Origin of the sequence: Vibrio ouci (assembly GCF_004551525.1) — a bacterium.
GTDB lineage: Bacteria > Pseudomonadota > Gammaproteobacteria > Enterobacterales > Vibrionaceae > Vibrio > Vibrio ouci.
Window position 1 is genome coordinate 61,524 of the sequence record NZ_SATR01000017.1, and the last position, 19,034, is coordinate 80,557.

Annotated in this window: 17 protein-coding genes; 9 read left to right on the forward strand and 8 right to left on the reverse strand. The window is 46.9% G+C overall.

Annotation, left to right across the window (positions count from 1 at the left end; all coding sequences use genetic code 11):
* Positions 1-67 precede the first annotated feature (67 nt).
* The 5 genes from ELS82_RS12580 to ELS82_RS12600 all read left to right on the forward strand — a co-directional run bounded on the left by ELS82_RS12580 (position 68) and on the right by ELS82_RS12600 (position 5,296).
* Positions 68-1,045 (forward strand): ABC transporter permease, encoded by a 978-nt coding sequence (locus ELS82_RS12580; protein WP_134835772.1) that lies wholly within the window; start codon positions 68-70, stop codon positions 1,043-1,045.
* Positions 1,046-1,047: 2 nt separating this feature from the next.
* A complete protein-coding gene (locus tag ELS82_RS12585) occupies positions 1,048-1,986 on the forward strand; it encodes an ABC transporter permease (RefSeq protein WP_134835773.1) in 939 nt (312 codons plus the stop codon).
* Between the two features lie 205 nt (positions 1,987-2,191).
* A complete protein-coding gene (locus tag ELS82_RS12590) occupies positions 2,192-2,557 on the forward strand; it encodes a diacylglycerol kinase (RefSeq protein WP_134835774.1) in 366 nt (121 codons plus the stop codon).
* Complete coding sequence (locus tag ELS82_RS12595) at positions 2,554-4,206, forward strand: phosphoethanolamine transferase (protein WP_134835775.1); 1,653 nt, start codon at positions 2,554-2,556, stop codon at positions 4,204-4,206. The genes ELS82_RS12590 and ELS82_RS12595 overlap by 4 nt, the downstream gene beginning before the upstream one ends.
* 172 nt (positions 4,207-4,378) lie before the next feature.
* Positions 4,379-5,296: an SPOR domain-containing protein gene (locus ELS82_RS12600; protein ID WP_208733163.1), complete on the forward strand. Its 918-nt coding sequence runs from the start codon at positions 4,379-4,381 to the stop codon at positions 5,294-5,296.
* A gap of 68 nt (positions 5,297-5,364) precedes the next feature.
* Here the strand turns inward: ELS82_RS12600 and ELS82_RS12605 are convergent, their stop codons facing one another.
* A complete protein-coding gene (locus tag ELS82_RS12605; RefSeq protein WP_134835776.1) occupies positions 5,365-6,993 on the reverse strand; it encodes an ABC transporter substrate-binding protein in 1,629 nt (542 codons plus the stop codon).
* 118 nt (positions 6,994-7,111) lie between these two features.
* Here ELS82_RS12605 and mpaA point away from each other — a divergent pair, with 118 nt between their 5' ends.
* Positions 7,112-7,825 (forward strand): murein tripeptide amidase MpaA, encoded by a 714-nt coding sequence (mpaA, locus tag ELS82_RS12610; protein ID WP_208733165.1) that lies wholly within the window; start codon positions 7,112-7,114, stop codon positions 7,823-7,825.
* Between the two features lie 90 nt (positions 7,826-7,915).
* On the opposite strand, the gene gorA is transcribed toward mpaA, so the two are convergent.
* The 3 genes from gorA to ELS82_RS12625 all read right to left on the reverse strand — a co-directional run bounded on the left by gorA (position 7,916) and on the right by ELS82_RS12625 (position 11,222).
* Positions 7,916-9,271, reverse strand: a complete 1,356-nt coding sequence (gorA, locus tag ELS82_RS12615) for a glutathione-disulfide reductase (protein ID WP_134835778.1) — start codon at positions 9,269-9,271, stop codon at positions 7,916-7,918.
* Positions 9,272-9,532: 261 nt separating this feature from the next.
* Complete coding sequence (locus ELS82_RS12620) at positions 9,533-10,231, reverse strand: glutathione S-transferase family protein (RefSeq protein ID WP_134835779.1); 699 nt, start codon at positions 10,229-10,231, stop codon at positions 9,533-9,535.
* A gap of 151 nt (positions 10,232-10,382) precedes the next feature.
* Positions 10,383-11,222, reverse strand: a complete 840-nt coding sequence (locus ELS82_RS12625; protein ID WP_134835780.1) for a 23S rRNA (adenine(2030)-N(6))-methyltransferase RlmJ — start codon at positions 11,220-11,222, stop codon at positions 10,383-10,385.
* Positions 11,223-11,439: 217 nt separating this feature from the next.
* Here ELS82_RS12625 and prlC point away from each other — a divergent pair, with 217 nt between their 5' ends.
* Both prlC and ELS82_RS12635 read left to right on the forward strand, forming a co-directional pair.
* Entirely contained in the window at positions 11,440-13,482 is a 2,043-nt protein-coding gene (gene prlC, locus ELS82_RS12630; protein ID WP_134835781.1) for an oligopeptidase A, read from the forward strand.
* 96 nt (positions 13,483-13,578) lie between these two features.
* Positions 13,579-13,791, forward strand: a complete 213-nt coding sequence (locus tag ELS82_RS12635) for a hypothetical protein (RefSeq protein ID WP_167489300.1) — start codon at positions 13,579-13,581, stop codon at positions 13,789-13,791.
* Here the strand turns inward: ELS82_RS12635 and ELS82_RS12640 are convergent.
* From ELS82_RS12640 to ELS82_RS12655, 4 genes are all read right to left on the reverse strand, one after another.
* On the reverse strand, positions 13,788-14,243 hold the full coding sequence (locus tag ELS82_RS12640) for a DoxX family protein (RefSeq protein ID WP_134835782.1): 456 nt from the start codon (positions 14,241-14,243) through the stop codon (positions 13,788-13,790). The genes ELS82_RS12635 and ELS82_RS12640 overlap by 4 nt on opposite strands.
* An 11-nt stretch (positions 14,244-14,254) precedes the next feature.
* The gene (locus tag ELS82_RS12645; RefSeq protein ID WP_134835783.1) at positions 14,255-15,019 is read right to left on the reverse strand and encodes an HvfC/BufC N-terminal domain-containing protein; all 765 of its coding nucleotides are present in this window, start codon (positions 15,017-15,019) and stop codon (positions 14,255-14,257) included.
* Positions 15,016-15,873: an MNIO family bufferin maturase gene (gene bufB, locus ELS82_RS12650; protein WP_134835784.1), complete on the reverse strand. Its 858-nt coding sequence runs from the start codon at positions 15,871-15,873 to the stop codon at positions 15,016-15,018. The genes ELS82_RS12645 and bufB overlap by 4 nt, the downstream gene beginning before the upstream one ends.
* Before the next feature lie 78 nt (positions 15,874-15,951).
* Positions 15,952-16,212: a BufA1 family periplasmic bufferin-type metallophore gene (locus tag ELS82_RS12655; protein WP_134835785.1), complete on the reverse strand. Its 261-nt coding sequence runs from the start codon at positions 16,210-16,212 to the stop codon at positions 15,952-15,954.
* 322 nt (positions 16,213-16,534) lie between these two features.
* On the opposite strand from ELS82_RS12655, the gene uvrD reads away from it, so the two are divergent.
* On the forward strand, positions 16,535-18,706 hold the full coding sequence (gene uvrD, locus ELS82_RS12660) for a DNA helicase II (RefSeq protein ID WP_134835786.1): 2,172 nt from the start codon (positions 16,535-16,537) through the stop codon (positions 18,704-18,706).
* The last annotated feature ends 328 nt before the right edge of the window (positions 18,707-19,034 follow it).

The following is a 19,034-nucleotide window of genomic DNA, read 5'->3' on the forward strand; positions in this document are numbered from 1 at the left end:
CTTTGTTTCAGTCGGGTTAAGTACCATTTTTAAGACTGAAATCTATGGAAAGTTTAAGGGGCAAGGAATGTTTTCGTTTCTGGTCAAGCGCCTGTTTCAGGCACTGATAGTGATGTTTGTGATCAGTCTAGTGGCGTTTGCCATTCAGGATAACCTAGGCGACCCGTTACGTGAGTTGGTTGGTCAGTCGGTTTCAGAAGCCGAGCGCCAAGCGCTACGTGATGATCTAGGTCTGAATGATCCCTTCATTACAAAATACACTCGCTTTGTCGGCAATGCGCTACAAGGTGATTTAGGCACATCTTACTTCTTCAAGCGCCCAGCGGTTGAAGTGATTCTTGATAAACTCGTGGCGACACTTGAGCTAGTGTTTGGTGCCACGCTTATCATTGTTTTCTGTTCGATTCCTCTTGGCGTCTACTCAGCAATTCATCCAAAAAGCTTCTTTACTAAGCTGGTGATGGCAGGCAGTAGTGTCGGAATCTCGATCCCTGTTTTCCTAACCGCCATCATGCTGATGTATGTGTTCTCGATTGAGTTAGGCTGGTTGCCATCTTATGGCCGAGGTGAGACTGCTAATATATTTGGTTGGGAATCAGGCTACTTTACCCTTGATGGACTAGCTCACTTGGTTCTGCCATGTATTGCACTGGCATCTATCATGCTACCGCTATTTATTCGTCTGGTACGTTCAGAGATGCTTGAAGTTCTTAGCTCTGAGTACATTAAGTTTGGTAAGGCGAAAGGCCTTGCACTGAACAATATTTACTACCAACACGCATTGAAAAACACCATGCTGCCAGTATTAACGGTCGGTGGTGTACAGATTGGTACCATGGTGGCTTATACCATCCTAACGGAAACGGTATTCCAGTGGCCTGGTACAGGCTTCCTTTTCCTTGAAGCAATTAACCGTGTTGATACACCGCTTATCACGGCTTACGTTATTTTTGTTGGCTTGATTTTCGTGGTAACCAATACGATTGTTGACTTGCTATACGGCATCATCAACCCGACCGTAAATCTAACAGGTAAAGGAGCTTAATCATGAGTCAAACAGCAGCAGCTCCTTCTCGCTGGGAGCGTTTTAAACAGTCGGACTTCTTGTATTACTTCAAGCGCGATAAAGTCGCGATGGCAAGTTTTACTGTGTTCATGCTTTTCTTGGTGATGGCTTTGGCTGCGCCAGTTTTATCCCCAACTGACCCATACGATTTATCATCGATTGATATCATGGACTCAGAGCTGCCACCGTCATGGATGGAAGATGGTGATGAGCGATTCTTGCTTGGTACTGATGAGCAGGGTCGTGACATTTTGTCGACTATTCTCTACGGCTCTCGTTTGTCACTAACGATTGGCTTCTTAGCTGTTGGTCTACAGTTATTCCTAGGTATCGTGATTGGTTTATCTGCGGGTTACTTCGGTGGTCGTATTGATAGCTTCCTAATGCGTTTTGCTGATGTACAGCTTTCGTTCTCAACCATGATGGTCGCGATCATCGTCTCGGCTATCTTTAAAGCCAGCTTTGGCAGTGACTTCTATAGTCAGTATGCCGTAGTGATGCTGGTGGTGATCATTGGTGTGGCAGAATGGCCGCAGTATGCACGTACTATCCGTGCTTCAGTGTTGGCCGAGAAGAAGAAAGAGTATGTTGAAGCGGCGCGTGTAATGGGCTTTAAAGCTCCGCGCATCATGTTCCGCCATATTCTGCCAAACTGTCTATCACCAATCTTGGTTATCTCGACGGTTCAGGTGGCAAACGCGATCATGTCGGAAGCGGCGCTTTCTTTCCTTGGCTTAGGTCTACCGGTCGATCAGCCATCGCTAGGTGCGCTAATCAGTATCGGCTTTAACTACATCTTCTCAGGTGCTTGGTGGATCACAGCATTCCCTGGCATTGTTCTAGTGACGCTAGTGTTGATTATCAACCTACTGGGTGACTGGTTACGTGATGTATTTAACCCGAAGATCTACAAAGGGTAATGTTCTCCTTATCGATAAAGCCGCGATTATTCGCGGCTTTTTTGTTTGTGGCGTATTTCAATTCGGTAATCAATGTTTACTGCATTGGACGGAGCGTTTTACGCCGATTTCGTGTCTGATTATTAAAATGAGTAGTAGGCCATCTCTTACAACTGAGGTGGTTTGAACATAAACATAATAATTAAGTCATCAAGAAGGTAAGTGAGTGAAGCCTGGAAAAACGGGAATTGTCCGCGTGCTGCATGCAACGCGATATTCAATCAAGGGGCTAAAGGCTGCATGGCAGCATGAGGCGGCATTTAGGCAAGAGAGCATCATTGGATTAGCTATGCTGGTAGTAGCGTTGTGGCTACCCGTCACCGCAGTTGAAAAGGTATTGCTGATCGGCAGCCTGTTTATTGTCGTGATTGTTGAGCTGCTTAACTCGGCAATCGAAGCTGTGGTTGATCGCATCGGCAGCGAGCTACACGAGTTGAGCGGTCGAGCTAAAGATATCGCCTCAGCAGCGGTGTTCATGGCCTTGATGTTGGCATTGCTGACCTGGGGAATCATTGTTGGAGGTTTACTATGAGAGCTTGGATTTCTCGACACTCTAGCAAGGTCAGCTACGTGACACTGAGTGCCTTACTGGCGGTCTATTTCTCTCTGGCGTTGAATCTGCCGATTTATAAGGAACTGCTACAACTTTTCTCAGCGATGGATGCGGTAAAGCTTGGCTTTATCATCTCTATTCCGCTGTTCTTTTTTGCCGTGCTCAACTTGCTGTTCAATTTGTTGAGTTGGCCTTTAGTGACCAAGCCTTTTTTTAGCTTGCTGTTGGTCCTTTCGGCGCTCGTCAGTTATGCCGGCTATAACTATGGCACCATCTTTGACACCAATATGATCGTCAATATTATGCAGACTGACAGCAGTGAGGCGAGTTCGTACCTCAGCCTTTACTCGATATTGTGGGTGATTGGTTTTGGTGTGGTGCCCGCAGCGCTGCTTATTATGTTGCCAGTGAAGCGTGAGTCGTGGCTAAAACTGATTGGTAAAAAACTACTTTCTATCCTGTGTTCTGTGTTGATGTTGACGCTCATTGCCGGGCTTTACTATCAGGATTACGCCTCATTTGGTCGCAATCACAGCTATTTAAAGAAAATGATCGTGCCAACTCAGCTTGTTTACGCGACCAGCAGCTATATCAAGCAGACCTACTTCACCACTCCTCAACCTTATGTCGAGTTAGGGCTCGATGCCCACCAGTCTAAGCAGGCACTAGAGCAAGCGAAACAGAAACCTAACCTTGTTGTGTTGGTGGTCGGCGAGACTGCACGCTCGCAAAACTATCAGCTTAATGGCTACTCACGTGAAACCAACCCTTACACCAGCAAGTTAGATGTGGTGTCGTTTCAGGATGTGCGCTCTTGTGGTACGGCTACTGCGGTGTCACTGCCGTGTATGTTCTCCATCTTGACCCATGATAGCTACGATCATGATCAGGCCAATAACCAAGACAATGTGCTCGATATTCTCAATCGTGCTGGGGTCTCAATGATCTGGGAAGATGACGATGGTGGGGACAAGAATGTCGCGCGTCATATCGAAGTGCAGATGATGCCGCGTTCACGCAAAGACAGCGAGTGTGATGGCAATACCTGTTATGACATGGTGCTGCTAGAAAACTTGTTGCCGAATATTGAGCGGCTTTCGGGCAATGAGATGATTGCACTGCATCTTATTGGCAGCCATGGGCCGACCTACTATAAGCGTTATCCAAAGGATATGGCGGTGTTCCAGCCTGATTGCCCGAGAGCTGATATTGAAAATTGTACTCAGCAACAGATCCTCAATAGTTACGATAACAGCATTCGTTATACTGATTATGTATTGAGTAAGGTTATTGAGCAGTTACGTGCACTGGAGGCGCAATACAATACTGCGGTGATTTATCTGTCTGACCATGGGGAATCGCTGGGCGAGGGTGGCATGTATCTGCATGGAGCGCCGTACGCGTTTGCGCCAGATTACCAAACTACAGTGCCGCTTATTGTGTGGATGTCCCAGGGTTTCCAGCAGGCGAAAAATATCAACTACGATTGTCTCAAGCAAGGCGCCAAGCTGCGCGGACACTACTCGCAAGATAACCTGTTTCACTCTTTATTAGGGATTATGGATGTCGAAACGGAAACCTATCAGGCAGAGAAAGATATCTTTTCTGCGTGTCGGGTTAAGTTGTGAGGATATCAATTGCTTAAAGGGTGATCTGAGCCTTGGATTTAGCGTGTAGATTCTCACTACACTAAGGGCCGTAATTGATTACGGCTCTTTTTTTGCATTCACTTTTTCTCAACAGTGAACAAGTAATAATGTCACACTATTTGTCTGCATAGTGGATAAAAGAATGAAGTTTATGGATATCGATATGGCAGCAAAGCCAAAGCAATTTTTTTCTAAGCGATGGAGCCTTATTGCTCTATTGGCCTTGCCAGTTATGCCTACGCCGACACTGGCACAAGAATTCCTCTGTGATGCAACACAAGCCTATGCGAATGAACTGCCGGTACTAGATAAAGCTTGTCCGATCGGCAAAGGGATATGGGGCAATTCTAAGCCGCGTGGCAGTGAGTCTACTTTTTGGATTCAGTGTGGTGTGTTTGGTAAGCCGCTGTCATTGGAGAAAGCTAAGGCCCTGTATAAGCACATCGGCACCGATGTATGGATAAAGCCTGAAGCGAAAGGCTGGCGCTGCCTAATCGGGCCTTACACCAATTTCGCTGAGGTGAAGCAGGACCTTGCGAATGTAAAAACGGAGAAGGGCTATAAAGAAGCCTTCATTCGTGAAGTGGTGAGTGGAGCGCCAGCGAAAGCGACACCACCAGCCAAAACCAAACAGTCACCTAAGCCAGCAGCTCAGTCTACAACGGTAATACCGGCACCGATAAAACAACCTGCTAAGCCAGCTGTTGTTTCTTCGCCTGAGCCGAAAAATAAACAGCAAGAAATTGCGATTCGTTTAGCGACCACCATTAATGGCGTGGAATATAAAGTCCCTTACGTGATGTTTAGTGATGATCAGTTCTATATGGAACACTCACTGCCGTGGAACCGTATGGATTATGATGAAGCGTATAAGACCTGTTATCGCCTTGGCATGGGAATGGCGACGATAGAGCAATGGCAGGAGCTGCTCAAATCGGGAGAGATGGAAAAGAGCCAGTGGCCAATGCATTTACCTTATTGGGGGAGCAACAAAGTTGGCTTATTTACCAGCGGTAAAACCAATCAGCTCAAAGGAACTTCACTGCTCAATGTAATGTGTGTGAAGTAGTCACTAAGCAATAAAAAAGCAGGCTAATTGGCCTGCTTTTTTGTCTCTGAGAGATTACCTCATCATGGCTACTGCTGTTTGATGTAGATGTCTTTCGAGTAGATGCGTCCTTCGACATTGTTCTTGGCAAAGCCGCCAACGCTTGGTCGTACCAATCGAGCCTGCATGTAGTAGTAGATTGGCGCAATCGGCATATCCATCGCTAATGACTGTTCCGCTTGGTCATAGAAGGCTTGGCGCTTAGTGTCACTGGTGGTTGCTAGGGCGCTGTCCATTGCCTGATCGTATTGCTCGCTACTATAACGGGCAAAGTTACCAGAAGAGCCAGAACGCAGCAGGCTTAAGAAGGTTGATGCTTCGTTATAGTCACCACACCAAGAAGCGCGCATCACATCAAAATCACCTTGCCGGCGAGAGACAAGGTAAGACTTCCACTCTTGATTCTCTAGTTCGACCTTGGCATTGAGGTTGTTTTTCAGCATGGAAGCAATCGCCACCGCAATCGACTTATTTGACTCACTGGTGTTGTAGAGCAGTTTAAAGTCGAGCGGTTTTCCTTCTCCATATCCAGCCTCTTCGAGCAGTTGACGGGCCTTCTCATCGCGTTGCTTTTGTGTCCATTGACTATACTCAGGCTGAGAGGCATCAAACCCAGCGGTGTACTGATGGGCAAAGGTATAGGCAGGCAGGTTACCCACCTGAGTGACACCATTGGTGATCACATCACGCATGATCGAATAAGAGACCGCTTGGCGCACTCGAATGTCATCAAACGGCGGGCGAGTGGTATTAAACGCATAGTAGTAGGTACATAGTAACGGGACTGCGGTGTAAGCCTGTTGATACTTTTTCTTCAGCTGTGGCGCCATATGAGTTGGCACATCTGACGTAATGTCGACTTCACCAACGGCGTAGCGATTGATTGAAGCATTTTGGTTCTCGAATGGAATATAAGTCACTTGATTGAGGTGAGTCTCAGCGCTATTCCAGTAGTTAGGATTTTTCTTTAGCTCAATGCGTTCATTGACCACCCATTTATCGAGGGTAAAGGCACCATTACCGACAAACTGGCTAGGATCACTCCATGGTTTATCGCTACTTTCTAGCGTTGCTTGATGCACAGGCATCATTGAGGTATGTCCTGTCATAGCAACAAAGTAAGGCACTTTACTATCGAGTTCAAAGCGCAGCGTGTGTTTGTCGATAGCGCGAACACCGAGCTCTTCGAGTGGCTTTTTACCCTCGGCGACATCGGCAATGTTGTTAATTTTGGTCAGTTTGAGGTACCAAACATTGGGTGAGGCCAGTTTAGGGTCAACCGCGCGTCTTATTGCGTAGACAAAGTCATCAGAAGTTACAGGTTGGCCGTTTGACCACTGGGCGTCTTTACGCAGGTGAAAAACAAATGTCTGGTTGTCTTCAGTCTCCCAAGACTGCGCTACGCCAGGAACGATATTACCGTCGCGATCTTGGATGACTAGGCCTTCGAACAGATCGCGCAGAATGTGCATCTCAGGTAGCCCTTCAGCTTTGGCAGGGTCAAGTGTTGCAGCCTCTGCGTCGTTGGCGCGAACTAGGTGTTGCTCGGCAGCCAGTTGAACGCCTTCCGGCAGTGAGTCAGCCCAAGCAGAAACTGAGAGAAAAGGGGTCAATAAAGAGGAAACCAGTAACGCTGTGGAATGTTTTTTAAAATCCATATTTTTTCGTTCTCCTAACACGTCTTTTTAATCAAAGCAGCACAATAACCATACAATTGTTAACGGTGTACAACTGTTCGGTTAATGTAAATACTACTCAACAAATCAGGAGATTATGGTGAGTTTAATTCCAAGAACGGAAAGAGCGGCATTTTCAATTACGCCGCTGTCATATGGAAACTCAGTACTTGGCGCGAAGTTGCTTTATTTCCCCGCTCAAGTAGAGAGTGAGTCGCGTGGCCTTATTTTAGCCGGAACCCATGGTGATGAAACGGCTTCCATTGCAGGCCTGTCTTGTGCATTGCGTAGCCTCCCAGCAGAGAGGTTGTGCCATGATGTTATCTTGTCGATTAATCCTGATGGTAACCAATTAGGCACCCGAGCTAATGCCAATCAAGTCGACCTCAACCGCGCCTTTCCTACGCAAAATTGGGCCAAAGAGGGTACGGTTTATCGTTGGAGCTCAAACACGTCAGTACGCGATGTCAAAGTCAGTACCGGACAAAGGGAGCAATTAGAACCTGAAATCAAGGCACTGATTGAATTGATTGAGCAGCGACAGCCTAAGTTTGTGGTGTCGTTTCATGAGCCGCTTGCCTGTGTCGATGACCCACATCGCTCAGAATTGGCGGCTTGGCTGGCTAAGCAGTTTGATTTGCCCATGGTTGACGATGTCGATTATGAAACCCCGGGTTCATTTGGCTCTTGGTGCGACGAAAGGAATTTGCTTTGTATCACCTTGGAGCTTCCCTCTGTTGCGGCCGATTTCACCATTGAGCACTATTTAGAGGCATTTATCGCGCTGTTGGAACATCAACCGAGGCATTGCTAACCAGAACCATCAAATAAAAACGGGCCGTGCATAGAATGCACGGCCCGTTATAGTTAGAACGCTTATCTGCCAAAAAGTGACAGTGAGCGATTAGCGCATAGTAACGAACTCTTCTGAGCCAGTTGGGTGGATAGCCACAACAGAATCGAAGTCTGCTTTGGTTGCGCCCATCTTCATTGCTACGCCGAAGCCTTGAATCATTTCATCAACCGTGAAACCGATGCCGTGTAGGCCAACAACCGTCTCTTCTTCGCCCGCACAAACCAGCTTCATCTTACATGGCTGACGGTGCTTAGTTACTGCTGTGTACATTGCCGTAAAGCCAGAGGTGTACACTTTCACGTTATCTTTGCCGTACTTCTCTTCAGCTTCTTGAGTTGTTAGACCAATCGTGCCGATCGGTGGGTGGCTAAATACAACAGTTGGAACTAGGTTGTAGTCCATTTTTGCATTGGTTTTGCCGTTGAACAGACGCTCAGAAAGCTGGCGACCTGCTTTAACTGCAACTGGAGTCAGCTCGATACCGCCTTCCATGATGTCACCTACACAGTAGATGCCCTTCACGTTGGTTTCTTGGTACTCGTCTACCTTGATGTAGCCACGCTCGTTAGTTTCAACGCCAGTATATGCAAGGTTGATTGCGTCAGTTGCTGGGTGGCGGCCAATTGCCCAGATAAGTTGGTCAACGTTTTGCGTGTTGCCGTTTTCTAGGTGAAGAGTCAGGCTGCCATCCGCTTCTTTAACAATCTCTTTTGGAATAGATTGAGTGTGAAGCTTAGGACCTTCTGCGTCCATAACCTCAACTAGCGTTTCAATGATCATTGGGTCAAAGCTACGTAGTGGAGATTCTTTACGCACAAACAGGTGAGTCTCAGTGCCAAGCGCATTTAGTACGCCTGCGATTTCAACCGCAATGTAACCTGCGCCGATAACTGCAACGCGTTTTGGTTGCTCGTTTAGCTCAAAGAAACCGTTAGAGTCGATGCCGTATTCCGCACCTGGAATGTTTGGAATAGTCGGACGGCCACCGACAGCGATTAGGATATGATCCGCAGTGTAGTGCTCGCCATTTACTTCAACCGTTTTCTCATCAACAAACTTAGCGAAGCCTTTGATGACGTTGACTTTGTTGTTACCCAGAACACGATCGTAAGACTGGTGGATACGACCAATGTAAGCTTGGCGACTTTCAACTAGTTTGTTCCAGTCAAAGCCTTTTACATCTACATCGAAGCCGTAGTCTTCAGCGTATAGATTCATTGCATCCGCAATTTGCGCACCGTGCCACATGACTTTCTTCGGTACACAGCCTACGTTTACACACGTACCGCCTAGGTCTTGAGCTTCAATCAGCGCGACTTTTGCGCCGTACATAGCTGCACGGTTTGCCGATGCGATGCCGCCTGAGCCGCCGCCGATACAGATGTAATCAAAATGAGTCGCCATTACTTTCTCCAAGAACTTATTAATTTTATCCGATAGCAGTTACATGGGGGTGATGAGCTATGAACTCAACATCCCGCATTGAATTGTTACCTGCCCAAGTTTGTTGGGCATGATCCGTTATCCCTATCATAAATCGAGTCTAGCAATTTCCTAAATGGGAAAAAGTGATATTGCTTATGACAAATAACGATGAAAGGGTAACAAAGCGGAATAAGGCGTTATTCCGCTTGGGTTTTTTAATGATCTGGACGAGAAGGGCGATTAGCCGCAGCAGCTTGATGAGCCGCAGCCAGTGTTCGCTTGTACGTCTTTACCGTCGGCTAGGTAGGTGTTAGAGAGGTAAAAATCGCTAAACAGTTGAACGAAGTCTTCTGAAACGGTTTTTTCAACTAACCCTGACTCTAGGATGTTTTTTTGCCACGCTTGCATGTTTGGTAAGCCACATAGGAAGTCGTAACCCGAGTGCGCTTTAACAATTGCTGCGCGGTGTAGCAGAGGTAACCATGCCATATCAACATTGCTTAGTTGATCTGATTTGAAGAATTTCGTCTCGCCAGACAGTTGTTTCTCTGCTTTTTGGAACGCTTTAATCAGCTTCTCTGCACGCTCTTCAAATGTTGCTTTGTCTTTGCTACCCATGGTTCCACACTGAGGTAGGTAATGTTTTGAACCTAGGTAGCTCCAAGCGCGGTCAAGTGCACGTTGCTCGTTAGTGACGTCTTGCTCTAGTGGGCCGTACTCATCTTCGATGTACTCGATGATCGCATCTGATTCAAACAGCGCAGTACCCGACTCAGTCACCATTACTGGTACTTGACCGTTTGGTGAGATATCTAGGAACCACTGCGGCTTGTCTTTTAAATTAATGTATTCAATCTCGTATGGGATCTGTTTTGCTTCTAGTGCTGCGGTAACACGTTGGACAAATGGGCAGATTTTGAAGCTAACTACTTTAAGCATGATGATGTCTCTCTTTCATATTTTGATGATTTACACCCTTAAGACGCGGGCCAAAAACAAAAGACGAAGCGGAGACGAAAATTTTTAAAAATAAATAAAAAAAGCGCAACGACATCATCGTTGCGCTTTTAGAGATTGAGAATACTGATGGTTACTCAGGGACGATCCAGTCTACTTTCCAGTGGCCTGTGGCAGGGGCAATCGCTTCTTGCAGGAACGGTAGAATTTCTTTCATCTGACTTTCCAACTTCCACGGCGGGTTAATTACGATCATGCCTGACGCTGTCATACCGCGCTCGTTGGTATCTGGTGACACGCCTAATTCGATTTGCAGAATCTTGCGAATGTCTAAGCCTTCTAACCCTTCAATCATATCTTCGATGTCACAACGATTAACTACCGGGTACCAAATTGCGTAGATACCGGTTGCCCAACGTTTATGGCTTTGAGCAATAGCTGTCACTACGTCACGGTACTCTTTTGCCAATTCGTAAGGTGGATCAATCAGCACAAGACCGCGGCGCTCTTTTGGCGGTAGGCTTGCTTTTAGACGTTGAAAGCCATCTTCTTTGTAGATAGACACTTGGCGGTCGCGGTGGAACTCTTGCTCAAGCAGCGGGTGATCGGCAGGGTGCAGTTCAGTCAACACCATGCGATCTTGCGGGCGCAGTTGAGCGCGGGCCACGCGGGGTGAGCCTGGGTAGTAGCGCAGAGCATCACCGTTATTGAGCGTTTTAATCGACTCAAGGTAGCTTTGAATATCTTGTGGGATATCGGCTTGATCCCAAATGCGAGCGATACCTTGTTTGTATTCGCCAGTTTTTTCTGACCATTCGTGAGTCAGGTCGTAACGACCAACACCTGAGTGGGTATCGTGGTAAACAAATGGCTTATCTTTTTGCTTGAGCGCATCCAGAATAAGGCTTTGAACGATATGCTTAACCACGTCGGCGTGGTTACCAGCGTGAAAACTGTGGCGGTAACTTAACAAAATGACTCTCTCGAAATGGTCTTGCAACCATATTGAAGTTAATACGAACGATTCGCCGATTATATACTCAGTGGCGTTACGATGCTCGTATTTAGCAACAACTTAGCCGCCGCCTGCTATTGAAAAATGCTCAACGCACCTATATTTAATCTTTAAGATGTTGAATATACTCAATAGACGAACCGTAGTTCGCTTTGGCTAACAAAAGGAATGATTTATGTCGAATCCACTTCTTAGTTTTACCGATTTGCCCCCGTTTTCACAGATTAAACCAGAACATGTTAAACCAGCGGTAGAGCAGGCGATTGCTGACTGTCGAGCTAAAATCGAACAGGTACTTGCTGAGGATATTACCCCAACATGGGAAAGCGTCGTGGCGCCAATCGAAGAGGTGGATGACCGCTTAAGTCGTATTTGGTCTCCCGTGAGCCACATGAACTCTGTGGTCAACAGTGATGAACTACGTGACGCTTACGAAAGTTGTCTGCCGCTATTGTCTGAGTACGGTACTTGGGTTGGCCAACATAAAGGTCTGTTTGAAGCGTATAAAGCGCTAAAAGCGGACGAGAGCTTTGCAGCACTTTCTCAAGCGCAAAAGAAAACCATCACTGATTCGCTACGTGATTTTGAATTGTCAGGCATTGGCCTACCTGCTGATGAGCAGCACCGTTACGGTGAGATCAGCAAGCGTATGTCAGAGCTAGGCTCTAAGTTCTCGAACAATGTGCTTGATGCGACTATGGGTTGGAACAAGCATGTGACCGATGAAGCCGACTTGGCGGGTATGCCTGAGTCGGCATTGGCGGCAGCGAAAGCGGCGGCTGAGTCTAAAGAGCTAGAAGGTTACTTGCTGACACTTGATATCCCATCTTACCTGCCAGTGATGACGTACTGTGATAACCAAGAGCTGCGTAAAGAGTTGTACGAAGCGTACGTAACTCGCGCGTCTGATCGTGGCCCTAAAGCGGGTGAGTGGGACAACACAGAGATCATCAACGAGCAGCTAAAACTGCGTTGCGAGATTGCGCGTATGCTCGGCTTTAACACTTATAGCGAAAAGTCTCTGGCAACCAAGATGGCAGAAAACCCTTCACAGGTGCTGGGTTTCTTGAACGATTTAGCCAACAAAGCAAAACCTCAAGGTGAACGCGAAGTGGAAGAGCTGCGCCAATTTGCTAAAGCAGAGTTTGGCGTTGAAGCGCTTAACCTGTGGGATATTGCTTATTACAGCGAGAAGCAAAAACAGCACCTATTCCAAATTTCAGACGAAGAGCTGCGTCCTTACTTCCCTGAAGCGAAAGCGGTAAGTGGTCTGTTTGAAGTACTTAAGCGCGTATTTGGTATGACAGTTCAAGAGCGTGAAGGTGTGGATACTTGGCATGAGTCAGTACGTTTCTTTGATATCTTCGATGCGGATAACAACCTACGTGGTAGCTTCTATCTAGATTTGTACGCACGTGAACATAAGCGTGGCGGCGCTTGGATGGATGAGTGTCGAGTTCGCCGTATTAATGAATCTGGTGAGCTGCAATCACCAGTCGCGTACCTAACGTGTAACTTTAACCGTCCAGTCGGTGGCAAGCCGGCGCTATTTACTCACGATGAGGTAGTCACGCTGTTCCACGAATTTGGTCATGGTATTCACCACATGCTGACTCAAGTTGAGGCGGGTGCGGTATCAGGTATCAACGGTGTGCCGTGGGATGCGGTAGAGCTACCAAGTCAGTTCCTAGAAAACTGGTGTTGGGAAGAACAAGCGCTGGCGTTTATTTCTGGTCACTTTGAAACGGGTCAAGCATTGCCAAAAGAGATGCTAGAAAAAATGCTGGCAGCGAAGAACTTCCAGTCAGCGATGTTTATTTTGCGTCAGCTAGAATTTGGTTTGTTTGATTTCACGCTCCACACTGAGTTTGATCCAGAAGTGGGCCCTCGCGTATTAGAAACGCTGGCGGAAGTGAAATCGAAAGTAGCCGTACTGCCAAGCTTGGAGTGGAACCGCTTCTCACACAGCTTTAGCCATATCTTTGCTGGTGGCTACAGCGCTGGTTACTACAGCTACTTGTGGGCTGAAGTGTTGTCATCGGATGCGTTCTCTCGCTTTGAAGAAGAAGGCATTTTCAACACCGAAACGGGTCAAAGCTTCCTTAATAACATCCTAGAGATGGGTGGCAGTGAAGAGCCGATGGAGCTGTTTAAACGCTTCCGCGGTCGTGAGCCACAAATTGATGCTTTGCTGCGTCATTCAGGAATTAGCGCTTAATTCCTTTTTGAGAAATAAACAAAACGCCTCTGACTTGATGAGTCAGGGGCGTTTTTTTATTGATATGATAATCAGCGCCGCATGCAAGGAGGTAATATGCTGAAACTAGGTAAGATGTTGATATTGAGCGTACTGCTAGGTGCGTCTGGTTGTGCTGAGTTAAAGCAAGCGGGGACTGACATTGGTCACGTGACTCGTGATGCCACGACGGCTATCGGCCACGCAACACGAGATGCGACCAAAGCGATAGGTCACGCCTCTCGTGATGCGGTTAACTCGGTCAACGATGATTTAAATAGCGATGGCTAGCGAGCGAACTTAGCCCTTAGCAGTTTATCGATAGAGAATGGTCCTGGTCCCCATACCACCACGATTAGGATCATTAATCCCCATAATTGGTGGTCAAAGAAGCCTTGCTCCCACAACACAGGATAGGACACCACAGCGATAATATTAAATACAAACAAGATCGCAGCCATTGGTCGTGTTAATAATCCAAACGCCACAAACACAGGCAGAATCAGCTCTGCCGCGGTACCCATATAAGCGGCTAACTGCCATGGCAAAATCGGGACTTGGTATTCGTACTCAAACAGATAGAGGGTGCTATCCCAAGTGGCAATCTTAGTCAGCCCCGAATTAAAGAATACCCAGGCAACCCAAAGGCGGCAAAACAGCAGCAATAGAGGAACGAAAGCACTCTGAGTCGCATTGATAATATTGTCGTAAGTGTTGAGCATATTTTTGATTGAATCAGACATGCTTATCCCCCTTAATCCGCAAGTGTAAATCCAGCAATCACATTGCTGTCAAAAATCAGATTGATGTGTTGTAGTTGTTCTGGCGGTATCTCACCCAGTGTGCAGTCGGAATGTAGGTACTGCAGTAACTCAAACGCATTGCAGTCGAGCTTTTGTGTCCAAACTTCCCCCTGAGCTGTGCAGCAAATAAAGCCTTGCTCTGCTTGGTGTAATTGCAAGTCGTCAAACTGGTTGTCAGCAATCGCTTTCTGTAGTGAATACACCGCATAGCAAGATTGGAACAGCACCATGCCCGATAAGAGATGCAGATGAATAGATGTTTGCTGCGTTGGCTCAATCTCAGCAAGCTTGGCGAGTGGTAACAATTCACCAGAGAGTGATATTTGCCCCTGTTGCTGCTGCGCTAAATCAATACACCATTCAAATCGCGCTACTTCTGCGGCATACGGGGCCGCTTCGACCACCGCTGGAAAGTGGCTGTTCGACTCACTGAAATGCTCGCCATAGTGGCTGACATCACCGGAATTCAAAGGGTTGTTGAGTACATGCTGACGGGCCATTTGATTAAAGCATTCCTCGCCAACCAGAGCCGACACCATAGGATAGGTCGCAGCTAATACTTCACTAAGGCTAACGACAAAGTTATTGCGATAAATCTGCATTCGCTCATCAGCCGTGAAGGTATCGCTAGCAATATTGCACGCCTCACCGCTGGCTTGATAGTGCAAGGCAGTGGCAAACGTCTGTTGCAGCTTGGCAAGAGAAACATCACTCATGAGACCTTCCTTTGCTTATCTTGCCAACGTTGCAGTTGCTGGCTGGCTTTGCTTGCCTCGTTTAACAACACTTCTGGTTCAGGGATATCTAAATCCCACTCAATCAGAGTATGACGCTCACCATACGACTCGAGCCAATATTGATAGAGTTGCCACACTTCATCACTGACCGGGCGGCTGTGGGTATCAATCCAGATCTCACCTTGGTCGAGTTGTTTAACGGTAAATCCAGCGAGGTGAATCTCATCCACGGCATATTCAGGGATAGCATTGATGTACTCAACACTATCGAAGCCATGGTTAAAGGCGGAAACGTGGATGTTGTTTAAATCGAGTAGCAACCGACACTCGGTGCGTTTTTGTACTTCGGTCAAAAACTCCCACTCTTTAATGGTCGAGTGATTGAATTTGAGATAGCTAGAAGGGTTTTCAATCAGCAGAGGTCGTTGAATGGCATCTTGAACTTCCTCAACATTGCGACAAAACACCTTGAGTGCTTCTTCGGTGTAAGGCAGTGGTAATAAATCATTGAAGTAGTGGCCGCCAGTTTGACTCCAACTGAGATGGTCGGAAACCAAAAATGGTTCAATATCGTTAATTAGGCTGCGAAGTTGTGTCAGGTGTTGTTGACTCACGCGCTCAACACTACCCAGAGATAAACCAATACCGTGGCAGCTGATTTGATAGTGGTTAGCCAGTAATTCCAGTTGTTGCCTTGCTTTTGAGTAGGGTTGGAAATAGTTCTCGCTGTGGATCTCTAACCAAGAAAGCGGTGGTTTTTGTGCGACAAAGTAGTCTAGGTGTGGAGAGCGTAGCCCTACGCCGACTTGGGGATGAAAAGTGGTTGATTTCACAAACGCCATCCTTGAATAGTGATGGGATGAGACAAGGCGGTCAGTTGAGCCTAGACCGCCTATAGTCATCGGTAGAAATTATGATGATTGAGTGCTACCGCCCGCCAACTTGCCACATAGGCCTTTAGGTACGACAACAAATGCATCCGTTTGGTTATCTTCTTTTGCTGTACCGGCACAAGAACTGGTTTTTGTTGCACAGTCATTTTTGCCAGCTTTTGCCACGCCGTAGCATTTTTCTTTTTCGGCTGCGACTGCTGGAGCCGCTGTGAGCACAGCACCACCAAAAGCAATAAGACTTGTAACAGCAGCGGTAACAGCAAGATTAGACTTTTTCATATTCATTTCCTCAGACTTAATTCCTTTACTTATGTAGGCAAGTGAATCATGTGTGAATTCATCAACTTGCTTAGTTAAAAGGATAGAGAAGGAGGCGGAAAACTTTCAAAAAAATTATCTTTTCGTTGGTTTTTATTTGTCTTGATTATCTAAGGTGTTGTTTTATAGAGAGAATAATTGTGTGATTTTTTCTGCTTTTTTTCATTGCTGATGCAGTCATTGTCGGGCTTGCTGCGTAACGGAGGTGTTTCTCGCCTAGCATCTTAAAGTCACTCGGGTATAATGCCTTTTCATGTATAGATAAACAGTAGCTGAGCCCCGAATGGATCCTTCATTACTTCTCGATGGTCTAAATGACAAGCAGCGTGAAGCTGTTGCCGCCCCACTAGAAAACTCACTTATCTTAGCTGGTGCAGGCAGTGGTAAAACGCGCGTGCTGGTGCATCGTATTGCGTGGTTGATGTCGGTTGAGCAAGCCTCACCATTCTCAATTATGTCCGTTACCTTCACCAACAAAGCCGCAGCGGAAATGCGCGGACGTATTGAAGAGATAATGATGGGCAGTGCTTCGGGGATGTGGAACGGTACTTTCCATGGGATCTGTCACCGTATTTTACGTGCTCACTATCTTGATGCTGTGCTGCCAGAAGATTTCCAGATCATTGATACCGATGATCAGGTTCGTCTATTGCGTCGCTTGATTAAAGCGCAGAACTTAGATGAAAAGCAGTGGCCAGCGAAGCAAGTCGCGTGGTGGATCAATGGCAAAAAAGATGAAGGTTTGCGCCCAAGTCACATTGATGCCTACGGCGATCCGATTACCAAGACTTATCTACAACTGTATACCGCTTACCAAGAAGCGTGTGACCGCGCAGGTTTAGTCGACTTTGCGGAAATCTTACTCCGTGCCCATGAGCTATTGCGCGATAAGAAACATATCCGCGAACATTACCAAGCTCGCTTTAAGCATATTCTGGTCGACGAATTCCAAGATACCAACAACATTCAGTACGCTTGGCTACGTATGATGGCAGGCCCTGACTCACATGTGATGATTGTTGGTGATGATGACCAGTCTATCTACGGTTGGCGCGGCGCTAAGATTGAGAACATTGAGAAGTTTACTCATGAGTTCCCTAGCGTTAATACCATTCGTCTTGAGCAGAACTATCGCTCGACTAAGACCATTCTCGAAGCGTCAAACACACTGATTGCCAATAACACTGAGCGTATGGGTAAAGAGCTGTGGACTGACGGCGCAGAAGGTGAGCCGATCTCGGTTTATTCTGCATACAACGAGTTAGATGAAGCACGCTTTGCGGTCAATAAAATCAAAGAGTGGCAGGATAAAGGCGGCGTACTCAATGATGCCGCAATGCTGTATCGCAATAACGCCCAGTCACGTGTTCTTGAAGAAGCTTTGATTCAAGCAGGTCTGCCATATCGTATTTATGGCGGGATGCGATTCTTCGAGCGTCAAGAGATCAAAGATGCCTTAAGCTATTTGCGTTTGATGTCGAATCGTAATGATGATGCGGCTTTTGAGCGTGTGGTGAATACACCAACGCGTGGTCTAGGGGATAAAACCCTTGAGACAATTCGTTTTGCCGCGCGCGACCAAGGCAGCACCATGTGGCAAGCGAGTCTGCATTTGCTAGAAAACCAAGTGTTGCCAGGGCGAGCAGCCGGCGCACTCAGTCGCTTTATTGAATTGGTTAATGCACTTGAAGATGACACCTGCGAATTGTCGCTGCATGAACAAACTGACCATGTGATCAAATACTCTGGTCTGTTCGCGATGTACGAACAAGAGAAAGGCGAGAAATCGAAAGCACGTATTGAGAACTTGGAAGAATTGGTCACGGCAACACGTCAGTTTGAAAAGCCAGAAGAAGCAGAAGACATGACGCTGCTGACGGCATTTTTGACTCACGCCGCGCTAGAGGCGGGTGAAGGTCAAGCGGACGAATTTGATGATGCCGTTCAGCTGATGACCTTGCACAGTGCGAAAGGTTTGGAGTTCCCACTGGTGTTTATGGTCGGTGTTGAAGAGGGCATGTTCCCGAGCCAAATGTCCGCGGAAGAAGCTGGTCGTTTGGAAGAAGAGCGCCGACTTTGCTACGTGGGTATGACCCGTGCCATGGAAAAACTCTACATTACCTACGCAGAGATGCGTCGTTTGTACGGTCAAGATAAGTACCATAAACCATCACGCTTTATTCGCGAGCTTCCAGAGAAGTGCCTTGATGAAGTACGTATGAAAGCGCAAGTGAGTCGCCCAGCAAGCTCTGGCCGCTTTAGCCAAACCGTAGTGAAAGAAAGCTTTAACGAAACTGGCTTTAGCTTAGGTTCACGCGTTATGCACCCTAAATTTGGAGAGGGCACCATCATCAACTTTGAAGGCAGTGGTCCACAAAGTCGTGTTCAAGTTGCTTTTAACGGTGAAGGGATTAAGTGGTTGGTGACCGCTTACGCTCGGTTAGAGCAGCTCTAATCTTCAGTGACTGTGACTTCTAAAGGCATGCTTCGGCATGCCTTTATACTATTTGGTCTATGATGATCTAAAAGCTTCCTGAGCGGTGTCGCGGCAGAAATAGGGAACTGATGTGATAGGACTGGGCCAGCACAATGGGAGTGAAAGAAGACAACGCAGTCTAAAGTTCAAATATGCAGAGATAAGATAAAGAAAAACCCCGAGGGCGTGAGCCCATCGGGGTTATAGTCTTACTCGCAGCAATCCGGCTACTATAGGTGCTCCATGCATCTAATCCTTGATAGTATGCTGATGTCCTTCAGCTCAATCCTTTACTCGCCATCCTAGC